At 53.1% G+C, this 14078-nt stretch carries 10 protein-coding genes; 1 reads left to right on the plus strand and 9 read right to left on the minus strand.

What is annotated here, in order from left to right; translation table 11 throughout:
• Positions 1–78 precede the first annotated feature (78 nt).
• The 8 genes from AC0LWM_RS09210 to AC0LWM_RS09245 form a co-directional block, all read right to left on the minus strand.
• Positions 79–915 carry a carbohydrate ABC transporter permease gene (locus tag AC0LWM_RS09210; protein ID WP_474674625.1) on the minus strand — a complete coding sequence of 279 codons (837 nt, stop codon included), beginning with the start codon at positions 913–915 and terminating at the stop codon, positions 79–81.
• A 28-nt stretch (positions 916–943) separates the two neighbouring features.
• Positions 944–1825 carry a carbohydrate ABC transporter permease gene (locus AC0LWM_RS09215; protein WP_474674626.1) on the minus strand — a complete coding sequence of 294 codons (882 nt, stop codon included), beginning with the start codon at positions 1823–1825 and terminating at the stop codon, positions 944–946.
• A gap of 88 nt (positions 1826–1913) precedes the next feature.
• Positions 1914–3233: an extracellular solute-binding protein gene (locus tag AC0LWM_RS09220; RefSeq protein WP_474674627.1), complete on the minus strand. Its 1320-nt coding sequence runs from the start codon at positions 3231–3233 to the stop codon at positions 1914–1916.
• 123 nt (positions 3234–3356) lie between these two features.
• Entirely contained in the window at positions 3357–5000 is a 1644-nt protein-coding gene (locus AC0LWM_RS09225) for a response regulator (RefSeq protein ID WP_474674628.1), read from the minus strand.
• The gene (locus tag AC0LWM_RS09230; RefSeq protein ID WP_474674629.1) at positions 4997–6796 is read right to left on the minus strand and encodes a cache domain-containing sensor histidine kinase; all 1800 of its coding nucleotides are present in this window, start codon (positions 6794–6796) and stop codon (positions 4997–4999) included. Before AC0LWM_RS09230 ends, AC0LWM_RS09225 begins: the two co-directional genes overlap by 4 nt.
• Positions 6797–6910: 114 nt before the next feature.
• Positions 6911–8893 (minus strand): alpha-amylase family protein, encoded by a 1983-nt coding sequence (locus tag AC0LWM_RS09235; RefSeq protein WP_474674630.1) that lies wholly within the window; start codon positions 8891–8893, stop codon positions 6911–6913.
• A 43-nt stretch (positions 8894–8936) separates the two neighbouring features.
• On the minus strand, positions 8937–9191 hold the full coding sequence (locus tag AC0LWM_RS09240; protein ID WP_474674631.1) for a hypothetical protein: 255 nt from the start codon (positions 9189–9191) through the stop codon (positions 8937–8939).
• A gap of 62 nt (positions 9192–9253) precedes the next feature.
• Complete coding sequence (locus AC0LWM_RS09245) at positions 9254–10123, minus strand: phytanoyl-CoA dioxygenase family protein (RefSeq protein WP_474674632.1); 870 nt, start codon at positions 10121–10123, stop codon at positions 9254–9256.
• Between the two features lie 296 nt (positions 10124–10419).
• Here AC0LWM_RS09245 and AC0LWM_RS09250 point away from each other — a divergent pair, with 296 nt between their 5' ends.
• Positions 10420–11310 carry a helix-turn-helix transcriptional regulator gene (locus AC0LWM_RS09250; protein WP_474674633.1) on the plus strand — a complete coding sequence of 297 codons (891 nt, stop codon included), beginning with the start codon at positions 10420–10422 and terminating at the stop codon, positions 11308–11310.
• Between the two features lie 115 nt (positions 11311–11425).
• Here AC0LWM_RS09250 and AC0LWM_RS09255 read toward each other — a convergent pair whose 3' ends face one another.
• Positions 11426–13762, minus strand: a complete 2337-nt coding sequence (locus AC0LWM_RS09255; RefSeq protein WP_474674634.1) for a glycoside hydrolase family 95 protein — start codon at positions 13760–13762, stop codon at positions 11426–11428.
• Positions 13763–14078 lie beyond the last annotated feature (316 nt).

Below are 14078 nucleotides of genomic sequence, written 5' to 3' on the forward strand. Positions count from 1 at the left end.
ACAAGAAATAATATACCACGGTCACTCCGATATTGCAAGGGGTCGGAGAAAAAAATTTACCCGACCCGCTGCATCGTTTTATTCTTTGACCGCGCCTGCCGCAAGTCCGGATTCTACGCGTTCCTGGAACAGCAAATACACAATGACCGTCGGAATAATCGTAATCATGATGCCGGCGAATGTCGGCCCCATCTGGGACGCGCCGCGTTCCCCGACGAACGCCATCAGCGCCATCGAAATGTTGAACATGTCTTTATCCGTAACGAGGATAACGTTCCAGATCAGGTCGTTATAGATGCTGAAGAAGGCCAAAATGCCGGCCGTCGAAATCGCAGGCATCGCGAGCGGAGTCAATATTTGAAACAGCAAACGCGCCGGTCCGCATCCGTCCATGACCGCGGATTCGTCGATTTCCTTGCTAATGCCCTTCATAAAACCGGTGATCAGGAAAATCGCCAGCGGCAATTCGAACGTTCCGTATAAAACGATCATCACCAAATAATTGTTGAACCCGCCGAACGAACCGATCATTCGCGAAATCGGGATCATCAAGGAGAAGATCGGAATCATCAAACCGATAATGAAATAGATGTAGACAAAGCTGCTTCCTTTGAACGGGTGCCGCGCAAGCACATACGATGCCATGATAGCAAGAAGCAATGTCAATAGCGTACCCGCGATTGCATAAATAAACGAGTTCAAAATGGACAAGCCGATCTTCGCATCGACAAAAGCGAGCGAGAAGTTGGACCAGCGCCATTCCACCGGCAATGAAAAGATGGAATTCATATAAATCTCATTGTTGTCCTTGAACGACGACAGCAATGTGAAGATCAAGGGATAAATGAAGACTATGGCACATATTGCCGCAAAAATGTAAACGGGCGTTTTTTTCATGCTCATGTTCGAGTTCATCGTGTAGTTTCACCTGCCGATCGCTTTATTATCGTGGAGATTTGGAGCTCATCGCCTTATTCAGGATGACCGTAGCCAAAAGCGCCGCAACAATAATGAATGTCCCGATACTGTTCCCGACACCAAAATTGTTGTACTTGAACGACTCGTTGTACAGCATCGTCGTTGGCACATCGGTAGCGCCGTTCGGCCCGCCGCCCGTCATGACGAAAATTTGTCCGAATACGCGAATCGATTGCGTGACCGCAAGAACCGAGAAAATTTTGATCGTTTCTTTCATCAGCGGCAGCGTAATATACCAAATCTTCTTCCAGCCTGTAGCCCCATCAAGCGCCGCAGCCTCGTATAGCTCCTCAGGAATGGCGACAAGCCCGCTGCCGAAAATAATCATGTTCATCCCGCAATAAATCCACGCGTTGACGATAACGACGACATAGATCGCGATCGTCGGATCACCGAGCCAGTCGCGCGTCCAAGATTCCAGTCCGATAGCCGTCAGGATGCCGTTCACCAAGCCTCCTTGCCCTCGAAGCAGAAACTGCCACATCAAACCGACTGCCGTAAGCGGCAGAATGGAAGGCATGAAAAAAGCAACTTTGAAAAACCGTGTCCCGCGCATTTTGCTCGTCGTAATCAAGGCAAGCGCAAATGCAATCGGCAATATGAGAACGAACGACGATAAAATGAACACGCCGACGTTTTTCAAAGAACGGTAAAAATCCGGATTGTTGAACATTTTGACATAGTTGTTCCAGCCGACGAATTCAAGCGGCACGTTCTTGATGCCGTTCCAAGAGAAAAACGATAAATACGCCGTCTGGAACATCGGAATGACGTATGCGATCGTATAAAGCAGAAACGTAGGCACCAAGAAGGCCAATATGATCCACAACGATTTTTTCGATGTCATTCGGTTTCCCTCCTTCGCGGAAAATGACCCCTATACAATTCATCGTACCGCCCGACCGGACGGTACGATGAAAGTAGGCTACCTGAGATTACTTGTTGGACTCCACGAAGCTTTGAATCGCGTCAGCCGTTTTTTGCGGGCTGTTGCCGGCAAACATGCCTTGAATTTCGTTTCGCGTTTTGTCCGTCAGCTGCGTAAGCGGATCGTAGGATTCGATTTCGGCCTTGAACTCTTTAGCCGAATTTTGCGCTTTGACGTACTCCGTCGTAACCGGATCGACTTTTGCTGGATCCATTTCCATTTTGACCGGATATACGCCGCCTTTGGTCGCTTCGAAGTAATATTGGAACGCTTCGACCGAAGTCAAATATTTGACCAGTTTAACCGCCGCGTCGCGTTTTGCGCCTTCGGCTTCCTTGGCGATGGAATAACCGCCCGCGCCGCCGAACCAAGTGTCCTTGAACTCCGGCTTGTCCGCAAAATACGGGAACGGAATGACGCCGATTTTGTCCGCGATCGGAGACGATGCCATGGACGAGATCGCCCATACGCCTTCGAACAGCATCGCGCTTTTGCCGCTGAAGAACATCGCCGATGTCGCATTATTGTCCAGCGTGACGATATTTTGGCCGAATACGCCTTTGTCTTGCCAGTCCTTCATGACTTGCAGCAATCCGACCATGTCGGGATCGTTCCACTTCGCCTTGCGGTTAACAAGATCTTGCGTCTTTTGGAAGCCGAATTTTTTCATCGACAAGTAGTTCATTAAGTGGCCGCCGCGGAAGTTTTCCTTCTCGCCCATCGCCATCGGTACGGCGCCCAGCGGCTTGAATTTATCGACAAGTGCCGGAACTTCTTCGATCGTAGTCGGCGGTTTCGCGCCGGCTTTTTCGAACAATTCTTTGTTGTAGTAGATCGCTACGCTGTAGAACTCGTTCGGTACGCCGTAAATGCCCGGCAAATCGCTGTATTTCCAAGTATCGAACAATGGAAGGAACGCGTCCGACCATGCTTTGTCTTCTTTCAGGTAAGGCTCAAGATCAAGCGCGATATTTTTGGCGTAATCCTTGAACGCCTCGCCGCCGTAGTTCATCCAAATTTCTGGCATGTTGCCGGTTGCAACGCCGGTTTTGAATTTGTTGTTGAACGCGTTTTCGTCATTGAGCGATTCGTCGACGACTTTAATGTCCGGATTTTTCTCCATGAATTTTTTGAGCAAATCTTGAAACGCTTTCGATTTCGGATCACTGCCGGCGAAACGCGTTAAAATATGAATTTCCGTTTGTTTGCCCGTTCCGGAATCGCCACTCTTGCTTTCGTCCTTGCTGCCGCAAGCAGCCAGCATGGTGGAAAATGCAACCGTCAGCGCAAGCACTGTCATGATCGATTTTTTCTTCGCTGTCTTCACTGTCTTGACCTCCCGTTGTTAACGTTCATTGTATGTCGGCCTGACATATTGTCATTATAAATTCGGCTTCGTCCCGATTGAATGAACTATTTTTACGGCAGGGGTAATATTTTTACAAAACGTTTACGAATTCGTGAAAAATTTTGACGGGGAAACCTGGTAATATTTTTTGAAACATTTGCTGAAATAATTTGCGTCCTTGTAGCCGATACTTTCCGCGACGAAGTACATGTTCTTGCAGCCGCTCTCGATCATTTCCTTCGCCTTAATCATACGGCACGCCGTAATGTATTCCACGACGCTGTAACCTGTTTCGCTCTTGAAAATGCGGCTCAAGTAGCTGGGATTGACGAACACGCTGCCGGCGATTTCGTTCAGATCGAGCTCGCTCTCGGCAAAATGCCCGTCGATGTATTGCTTCGCTTTCTCCACTATCTTGGCCGGCGATGATTGCTTCTGGCTGCTCGTCCGATGGATCGTGTTCCGGTAAGCTTCCAGAAGCCACAATTCGATATCTTCGAGCCGTTCCAGCCGCTCCGTCAGCCGTTCCGGATAGAACGGCTCCTCCACATAAGGCGCGATCTCGATTTTTGTTTCGGCGGCGAACAGGTTTAAAGTCGCCACGAACTCGTATAACGCCATGTACAAGTGATCGATTTGCCGGTCCTGCTCGCGCAGCAGCTCGAACAAGGATCGTATATATTGTTCGATCGCAGGCATGTTGCCAAGACGAAGCAGGATAAGCACGTCTTGGCGGATCGTCGAGAGCTGGGGCAGCGTCGTCGCTTTCGGCAATTCGTCGTACCGGATCGTACGGTCGCCTCCGAACAATGTCCGGTGCTTTAACGCCATAACCGCTTCGCGGTACGATTGTTGCGTTTCCTTCAAATCGCCGTATACGTTGCCGATACCGGCTGTTACGGAAAACCGCAGATGGGCGCGAACCGCGCGAACGGCCGCCGTGCAAGCATCCTCGAGTCTGCGCAGCTCCGCTTTTGCATATAAGCTCTCGTGGTTTTCCTTCTGTGAAACTAGCTGCTCCGGCCTTTGGTTAACGATGGCGATCACTCGGTTACTATCGTCATAGCTGAGCTCCATATGTTTCATTGCATGCTGCTCCAGTATTTCTTGGACAATATTTAATACCGCAAACCGTTTCCAATTCGGCAGCGGTTTGCCGTCGTCCGCTCCATGCTTGTCGATAGCCACTGCAACGGCAACAAACGGCGCTTGAATGAGCCGCGGGCAAAATACCATCAGCTTGTCCTTGTCTCCCGCCGCTTCCGCTCCTGTACCGTCAAGCAACCCTTGGATAAATTTGCGCCGCAAAATATCGTCGCTTTCGCGCAGCGTCATGACGATTTGGTCGTTCCAACGCTTCTGCTCCGCTTCCTCCTCGATCCGCTCCCGCATCTTATGGAGCACCTCGGTCAACTCATCGACGTTAAGCGGCTTGAGCAAATAATCGTTGACGCCGGCCTGCATGGCCGATTTCGCATATTCGAAGCTGCCGTAGCCCGTCAGGATGACGATCTTCAGCTTCGGATAATCGCGCTGCGCCAGCTTCGCGAACGTCAATCCGTCCACGATCGGCATGTTGATATCGACGATCGCCAGTTGAATCGGCGCATGCTGGAGCAGCAGCAGCGCATCTTCCCCATTGGAAGCTTCGCCGGCCAGCTCGAAGCCGAGCTCGTTCCAGTCGACGACCACCTTAAGCCGCTCGCGAACCAAATATTCGTCGTCTACGATCATCACTTGAATCATTCGATTTCCTCCTGCATCCCGATAGTCGGCAGCGTAACGGTAACGGTTGTTCCCACGCCGTATTCGCTGGAAACGGAAAGGCCGTATTCCATGCCAAAATAAAGCTTGATCCGCTCATCCGTGCTTTTTAGCCCGAAGCTTTTCTGCATGTCCTGCTCTACGGCCGGCTTGAATATCGCAGCAAGCGTTTCGGGTTTCATGCCGACGCCATTGTCCTCCACCGTGATGGTGAGCACGTCGCCGGTCACCGCCCCGCGAACCGCGATAAGCCCTTTGCCACGCTTATTCTTCAGCCCATGATATACGCTGTTCTCCACGATCGGCTGCAGCAGCAGCTTAACCGTCTGGCAGCGGTAAACGTTCATTTCGATGTCAAAACTATAGTCGAGCTGGTCTCCGTAACGTACCTTTAATATTTCCAAGTACGTCTTCGTAATATGAATCTCATCCTCCATCGGGATGATCGCATTTCCCTTGCTCAGCACGCCCCGGTAAAAAGACGCGAGACGGTTCACGACCGATACGATGTCGGCGTTCCGCTTCAAATCGGCCAATGCGCATATGCTTTCCAGCGTGTTGTACAGGAAATGCGGATTAATCTGCGCCTGAAGCGCGGCAAGCTCGAACTCCCGCTTCTGCTTCTGTTCCTCCATCATGCTGTTCATGAGCGTTTTCGTCCGGTCGACCATTTTGTTGAATTCGCGGGCAAGCGCGCCGATTTCATCCCGGGATTTCAAGTCGAGCCATACGTCCAGATTGCCTTCCTGCACGTTTTTCACCGTTTCCTTGATCTTGTTCAGCGGCTTCGTAATCGAAGTTGCGATGATAAAAGAAAGAATGACGCCCGATAAAACAAAAACGATGCCCAAGGCAAAAAAACGCTGCGTCAATAGTTCGTTGACCTTCGTAATTTCCTGAATCGGCACCGTACCGACGATCGTCCAGTCGAGTCTCGGGAAATACCGCGAGACGACCAGCACATTCCTGCCGGAAGCGTCGCGGAACTGTTCGCCCCCTTCGTGAGCCGTAACCCAGGAGAAGTAGGGCTGATCGGCGACGGACTTGTACAGCATGCTCTTATCGGTGTGCGAGGAGATTAGGCCTTGCTTGTTGACGATAAAAATAGACCCGTTCCTTCCGATGTCGATATTCCGGTATTGATCGGCAATGTACGCTTCCTTGATCGTCAATTCAACAAGACCAAGCGTTTGACCGACACGGTCGGAATTAAACTTCTGGAATAGCTTGATCACGTTATGGATCGACGTTTCCTTCCAATAGTTGCTCTTCGACGTATCCACCCATTCCAAACCAAAAGCCGAGCCCGCGAATTTGTCAAAATAAGATCGGCTAACGTCCTCCACCTGCTCCAGACTGCCGGAATCGTAAATGCGGCCCAACCGGTCATAAATAATGACCGCGTTCACGAACGTTTTCGTATCGGCGATGCCGCGCAGCGAATCCTGTACGGCGACGTAACGCTCGTAATTGATCAGCGGGTCGCTCGACAACGGCATGCTTAACGTTTGCTGCACCGTTGTGTCCGTGATCACGATTTTCGAATAATTTTCCGCATTGTCCAGAATGAGATCCAGCTTCTCGGAGACGAGCCGCAAATTTTGCTCGGTATTTTCGACCGCTTTTTGGATCAGGATCGAAGACGAGATTTTGTAGGTGAGCAAGGCCAGCAGGACAAGCAGCACGCTAAAAGCCAAAATGAACGAAAAAATAATCTTTTTGTTGATCGATAACGAATAATAAGTTTCCAACAGTTTATCGCGCAAATTGCCCTTCAAGGCCGCACTCACCAACCTTCGATGTTCTTTGATGTGCTTTGAATGAATACATCCCGATGATACGACAAAACAGAAGGTGCCAAATTCACACCTTCCGTTTCCATGTCAACGGTATTATACCCTTTTATAGTCGATGACGACCATTTGGTGATTTTCCAGCCGAGGAACCTTGTAAACGATCGAGTCCTCCTGCTTCTCAAAAGCGAGCAGCGTCATCTGCGGCGCCAAATACACTTGGCTGACTTGAACTCCAGGCAAACGCAGCGTCACATCGATGTCGTACACCGGCAAAATGTCCTCGATGATCTCGACGCCGTCTCCGCGCTTCACCGGCGAAGCATACAGCAGATGGTTGATATATCGGGATTCGCCCTGCTGCTCTTGCAACGTAACGATGCCTTGCGCCGGCAGGTTCGTCGTCAGCGTCTTCTTCTTCAGCAGTTGGTTCAAGGCATATACGACCGTATCCTTCAGCACGAGACTGCCCTTCGTCGCGTAATCCTCGAACACGCTCCAAGCGATATAAATGCCGTTAGCGCTTTGCACCATGCCCGGGCCGCCGTCATTTAACGAGCTTGGCGTATGCTGGTGGGAGCAGAAGGAATATACGTCGCGGTTAAAATAAGAATCCTCGCGTTTGCCGAGTTCCGTTCCGCCGGCAAGCTCGACTTTTTGCCCTTGCGCATACATGATGAACGACGCCTGCTTAAGATTTGGCAGAGGGAATAACGGGCGGAAATAGTCCGGTTTAAACGGATTCTCACCGATATGGCGGACGCCAAGATCGATGGCGAATCCGGTTTTATCCGGCTTCAGGCCGGAGCTGCCGGTCGCGAGCACTTTGCCGCCGTGGCGGAAAAACTCGTCCAGCTTCGCCTGCACCCGTTCCGTAATAAGCACGTTGTCCGGCAGAACGATCACGCGATATGGCTTGAAGTCCGAGTCCAGGTCGAGCACGTCGAACAGGAACTTGCCTTCCAGCATCATGCGCGCGGCTCCCGCGTCCGCGTTGCTCGTAAACATGGCGTCACCGGTTTTGTCGACGCCAACGGATTCGACCGACAGCACGCCGATGTCCGCAACGTTGACCGCGTTCACGCACCAAGCTTCCTTCTGCTCGACCTCCGCGTATGCCGCGCCGATCAGCTCGTACGTCGCTTCGTCCATGAAGCCTTCCGGGTGCAGCTGGTCGCCGATCGAGCAGCGCGCGCCGTTCGCCAGGCTAAGCGCCGTTTCGTAACGGAGGGCGTTCGGATGCTTATATCCGCCGAACTCGCCCCAGAACGTATGGAACTTGCCGGTCATGCCGAGGAAATCCATGCCGAGCTGCTGCACGTAACGCGCCGACAACGGAAAATGGTCGTAGCCCCAGCCGCCCGTCGGCAGCGATTCCAGCTCCAAATGCGTATTCATCGCCGCCAAATCGCGACGCCCCTGGGAGATGTGGCCGGCATTGTGGAAGATCGGCAAGCCCGGACGAATGCCGTGGGCCGTCTCCTTAATCCGCTTCGTATAATGCGCATAAATGCGCTCGCCTTGCTCGATGACATGCTGCTTGTTGCGCGGGTCCTTTCCCTCGGCGAGCAGTTGGTTCACGCAAGTATGGCAGTAACAAGTTCTGACGCCGACGATATCGAGGAAGATGCCGTCTCCGTCATATTTGCGGACAACCTCTTCCACTTGCGGGATGACGATCTCTTCGAGATAAGGGCTGTTCAGGCAAAATTGATGCCAACCCGCCTTCATGAAGCCTTGCACCCAGTTCGTCTGGTCGTCCTCGTCGCGCATCAGCCATTCCGGATGGCGGCGCGCCAGCTTTTCGTCGAAGCCGACGGAAACGTAAATCGGCGTTTTGACGTCGATTTCGCGAGCCGCTTCGATTTGCGCAGCGAGCAAATCGAAATCGAGGTGCGGGTGCATTTCGTTCAGCTCGGAAGGATAATACGCCCAGCCGTGATGGCATTTTGCGAAGATCGTAATGGAATCGACATGGCCGCGTTTCAACATGCCCTGGAATTGCTGCTTGGAAAATTGCCGTCCGATGCCCGGAATCAGCTCGGATGTATGAAAATCAAGATGTACTTGTCTAAATCGCATTTCAATCACCTGGTTTCTATAGACTGATACCACTGTACCGTCATTATAGACAGATGGCCGATTCGTTGGAATGCAATATTTTTACGAGGGCGGCAATATTTTTACGGGATGCGCTCAGAGCATGGTGATCCTCGATCGTGGCGACGTGCACCGGGTGGAGCGACTGCGTGCTGGAGCCCAGCCTTCGCTCCAGCCTTCCGGCATGCCAATCCTCGCGCGTGGCGACACTTTCCGCATGGACTGCTGCCGCGTGCCAGGAATCCCGTTCCGTGTTCCGGCTAACCCTCGCGCTCCACATGCGTAGCGACGCGCTCCGCATGGACTGCTGCCGCGTGCCGGGGAGCCCGTTCCGTGCTCGGCCTAACCTTCGCGCTGCGATCTCCCGGCAAGCCAATCCTCAAGCGTGGCGACACGCTCCGGATGGATGTGGCTGCGTGCCAGAAAGCCCGCTCCGTGCTGCGGCATCGGATCCTGATCGGTCGGCTGGTAGCGAAGGTCGACGCTCCAGCGGACGCTGTCGGAGTTGTTCGGCGTCGACATATGGAGCACCCTGTCGTTGAACAGAATGGCCGTACCCGCCTTGACCGGCAGCGCTACCGTTTCCCGTTTGCCCAACTGATGCTCATGAAGCGCCGTATAACCCGTTCCCGTCGTCGATTCGTGGTGCCATTCCAGCAGCTTCGTCCGCTGCGTACCCGGCTTGATGTGCAGGCAGCCGTTTTCAAGCGTTGCATCGACGAACGACAGCCAAACCGTAATGACCGGATTCGAATTGGCGTCCGGCCAATACGATTTGTCCTGGTGCCACGGCACCGCGCCGGCCGCAACGCCCGGAACCTTTGGCCGAACGTTGTAGACCGGATTGCTGAACAATTCCGGACCGATCAGCGATTCGACGGCATCCAATATTTTCGGATTCGCCATCAGGTGGTAATATCCCGACAGCCGGTCGCGCCAGCTGCGGCCATATTTCAGAAACTCCTTTTCCGACAACCCTTTGAACAATTCCGCCAGACGGTATTCAAAAGGCCGGTGCTCCAGCTTGTCCTGAATCAATCCGTCCGCATATAACGAATCGGCGATCATCGAGACTTTTTCCATCATCGCTAGTTTCGGCAGCTCCATATCGGCTTCGTTCAACAAATCGGGCAGCACGACATACCCTTCCCGTTCATATTGTTCCCACTCGGCATCGGTCAGGCTTCCTCCCGTATTCCGCTGTTTCATCATCGTTTCAACCTCCATAGGTTTATTATTAACATGGAATTATAGTATCATGGTTGGGATAGGGTGTATTTGAACGCGTTTCTTCCGATTTGTACAAAATTCCGCTAGTTTCGATCGATGATAAAATCAATTGACCGGAAAGCACCGAAATGTAAAAACAGAACCGCATCACGCTAAGTATGGATGAAAAGAAAACTTGGGGTCAGGAGAAACTTCGGACTATGGATACGGTGAAGCATCCAGATCAGGAGAAAACAATGGATTGTAGATACGGCGAAGCATTCAGATCAGGAGAATCTATGGATACGTTGAAGCATTCAGATGAGATGAAAACGTTGGATCATATCAAGCCGTTTGTCCGATTGGCTAGTTTTTGGACGTATAACGGCAGCCCGCATGAAAGTACGCGGATGGGCTATTTGTATGCTTTTCATCTGTTTACCGGCGGAAAAGGCGAGGTCGAGGTCGACGGGACCCGATATGCGGTGGAAAAAGGCAGTCTGATCTTCATAAGGCCGGGCTCGACGCACTCGTTCCATCATGCTCCGGGGACGCCGCTGGAGTCGAACAACGTATATTGCGACTTATGGGAAAAATCGGCGGCCGACAACCCGCGGCTGATTTATCCGCCGTTTCAGCCCGATCCCGCTTATATGACCGTGACGGAACCTTGCCGCGAGCTGGATTCGCTTCCGGTCCGGAGCGTCGTGTCCCCTTACCCGTTCTTGACCGAGCTGCTTGCCCAAGTGACGAAAGGCGCCGACTCCGCTTTTTTCGCCGAATCGGTTGCGAACAGCTTGATGCAAGCCTTCGTCTTGCGCTGGTACAATGCTTTAAACGGCTTGATGCCGACGGACTACCGCATCGTCAAACTGATGGACGACATGGAGCGCTCGCCCGAGAAGCCAATCGGCTACACGGAATGGTGCAGGCAGTGCGGGCTGGAAAAGTCGCATTTTTATAAGCTGTTCAAGCGGGAGACCGGCATGACGCCTACCGCCTACTTGCTCAAAATCAAAATGAAAAAAGCGGCCATCCTGCTCCAGGACAGCCGCCAATCGATTACGTCGATCGCCGAAGGGCTCGGCTACGATTCGATCCATTATTTTTCTAAACAATTTACGTCGTATTACGGCGTTTCGCCGACGGTTTTCCGGGGGCACGGCCACGGATCATCGATTCACGAGTAAGATAGCTTAGTTAGCGAGCCCGGCGTGTCGTAATCGACCTAAAATGCGCAAAGCCCAGCGTCCTTGATCGGACCTGGGCTTATTTTACAGCGTTAGCAACCTTCCATAGATTAGACTATTGGGTTATCAGCTTGCCGTTCTCCATTCGGATCGTAAAAACTTCTCCCGCTTCCGTCGCAATTTCAAGCCGTTGTCCCTCGTAGGCAATGACGGCGACTCCCGAATAAGCCGCCCGAATCTCGCATTGCGCAAGCGCCCCTTCGTCCCATTCCATGCTGACCTCGTATCCGCCGCGCGCCTTTAATCCTTTGACGCTGCCTTTGGACCACGCCGCCCGCGGCAGCGAAGGAAGCAGCTCGATCGCCCCGGCATGGCTTTGCAGCAGCATTTCGGCGATGCCGGCCGTACCGCCGAAGTTGCCGTCGATTTGGAATGGCGGATGCGTGTCGAACAAGTTCGGCAGTGTCGAATGCTTCAATAGATCAAGGACGTTCTCGTGAGCTTTGCGCTCGTCGCGCAGCCTTGCGTAGAAGTTGACGATCCAGGCGCGGCTCCAGCCTGTATGGCCTCCGCCGTGCCGCAAACGATATTGCAGCGACTTCTTGGCTGCCTCCATCATATCGGGCGTCTCCGCATATGAATATTGATCGCCCGGATGAATCCCGTACAGATGCGATATATGCCGGTGCCCGGGCTCGACTTCCTGGAAAGCTTCGTTCCACTCCAGCAGCCTGCCGTCCTCGGCGATTCCCGGCAGCGCAAGCTCTTCCAGCTTGCGTGCGGCCTCCTCCGTAAATTCGTCGGAGATGCCGAGGATCGATGCCGCGTCCAGCGCATTCCTCAGCGTATCCCAAATAATCTGCTGGTCCATCGAGGCGCCCATGCATAACGTTTGCGCAGAACCGTCCGGTGCCACAAAAGCGTTCTCCGGCGAAATGGAGGGCCCCGATACCCATTGTCCCGTTTCCGGATGACGCACGAGCCAATCGATATAGAATAAAGCCGCTTCCTTCAGCAGCGGATAAGCCCGGGTCCGTAAAAATTGCATATCGCCCGTGAAACGGTAATGCTCCATGAAGTGACGCGAGCACCAGCCCGCTCCCATCGGCCACATCCCATAAGAGAGCCCGCCGAGCGGCGCCGTAAATTTCCATACGTCCGTCGTATAATGCGCCACGAAGCCGCGGCAGTGATATACCTCTTGTGCCGTAATGCGGCCGTTCTCGACCATACCTTCGATCAAATCGAAGAACGGCGTGTGGCATTCCGCCAAGTTCGTCGCTTCCGTCGGCCAATAATTCATTTGCAAATTAATATTGATATGATAATCGCTGTCCCAAGGCGCTTTCAGCCACGGATTCCAGATGCCTTGCAGATTCGCAGGCAAACAACCGGGCCGGCTGGAGGAAATAAGCAAATATCGTCCATATTGAAAATATAACGCAATCAGTTCCGGGTCGTCCGCTCCGTTCTTAAACGCATCGAGCCGCCACTCGGTCGGCAGCCCGCGCAGCTCCATCCGCTGCTGCAGGTCCAAATTTTCGCCTAGGCGCAAATCGACCCGACGGAACCAGGATTGGTGTTCGGCGACGTGATCCCGCCGCAGCTGGTCGTACGTTTTGTCCATAGCCGACCGAATATCTCGCTCGCAAGCTGCCGCAAGATCATGGCTCCATGGCTCATGCGGGTTGCTGAAGTTAAAATCGGTGCGTGCGGCCAAATAGACCGTCAGTTCATCCGCGCCTTGCACAAGCAAGCCGTCTCCATCCCTGCTCGTCGTCCCGCCTGCGGTTTGCACTTTCACCATGGCTGTAAACTTGGTGCCTAGATGAGTGCCCTCATGCCCGGCTTGGCCGGTGAAAACAATCGTGCGATCATCGACGGCTTGTGCCGAAGCGTCCGCTTCACGCGTCAAGCTGAGTCTCGCATCGATTCCCCCGGAACGGTCCGCCGTCCAACGCAGGACGAACACTTGATCCACGACGCTGATCCATTGCTCCCGCGTATGATTGGCTTCGCCGGAGCGATAGGCCACCGTCGCGATCGCGGTGTCCAGATCAAGCTCGCGGGCATAGCTTTGCGGAGCCGGCGCGTCTTCGGGCAGCCTATGCTCCACAATCAGCTCGCCGAGCGGTTGGTAGCTGCGCGGACCCGTATGGTGATGCAGCACCTCCGACTGCACCAGCTTCGCCGCTTCCGCATAGCGGCCCGCAAACAGCAGCTCGCGCGCCTTCTCGATCGCGTTCCATGCAGTGGGTAGATTGTGCGGGATCGGCGGGCCCGCCCAAATCGACTCCTCGTTGAGCTGAATCCGCTCGGACGGCCAATCGCCGTATACCATCGCGCCGATCCGCCCGTTGCCGAGTGGCAGGGCCCGGTACCAGCTTTGCTCGGCATCGGCGCCGTTATAGGTCGCAGGTTGATCAAAACGTATTCCGTATAAAGTTGACATCGTTATGTATTCTCCTTCACCTATCCGTCATGTTGGCTTGATTGCATCGGTATCCCATTAGAGACCAATATAAAGCATACCCCGGCGGGAAGCAACGGAAAGTTAACGGGAAATAGCGGGCGGCGGATAACTGCAGAAATGCGTGAATGCGAAATGATCACGGAGATGATGGGATCGAGTGAAAGCCAGAACTTTGGGGATGCACGAATCGGGAATGTGACGATGCATTGATCGATCAAAACCAGGAGGCACGGGAATCATCAGCACTTCGGTTGAATAATTTGCCTCTACTTTTTACGATTGCGTATAATGGAAT

This window comes from Paenibacillus sp. sgz302148 (assembly GCF_056120465.1).

Excerpts from the sequence above, each read along its gene's own strand:
- AC0LWM_RS09250 (WP_474674633.1), top strand. The coding sequence starts at position 10,420 with ATGGATACGTTGAAGCATTCAGATGAGATGAAAACGTTGGATCATATC.
- AC0LWM_RS09255 (WP_474674634.1), bottom strand. The coding sequence starts at position 13,762 with ATGTCAACTTTATACGGAATACGTTTTGATCAACCTGCGACCTATAAC.
- AC0LWM_RS09235 (WP_474674630.1), bottom strand. The coding sequence starts at position 8,893 with ATGCGATTTAGACAAGTACATCTTGATTTTCATACATCCGAGCTGATT.
- AC0LWM_RS09215 (WP_474674626.1), bottom strand. The coding sequence starts at position 1,825 with ATGACATCGAAAAAATCGTTGTGGATCATATTGGCCTTCTTGGTGCCT.
- AC0LWM_RS09240 (WP_474674631.1), bottom strand. The coding sequence starts at position 9,191 with ATGTGGAGCGCGAGGGTTAGCCGGAACACGGAACGGGATTCCTGGCAC.
- AC0LWM_RS09245 (WP_474674632.1), bottom strand. The coding sequence starts at position 10,123 with ATGATGAAACAGCGGAATACGGGAGGAAGCCTGACCGATGCCGAGTGG.
- AC0LWM_RS09225 (WP_474674628.1), bottom strand. The coding sequence starts at position 5,000 with ATGATTCAAGTGATGATCGTAGACGACGAATATTTGGTTCGCGAGCGG.
- AC0LWM_RS09210 (WP_474674625.1), bottom strand. The coding sequence starts at position 915 with ATGAACTCGAACATGAGCATGAAAAAAACGCCCGTTTACATTTTTGCG.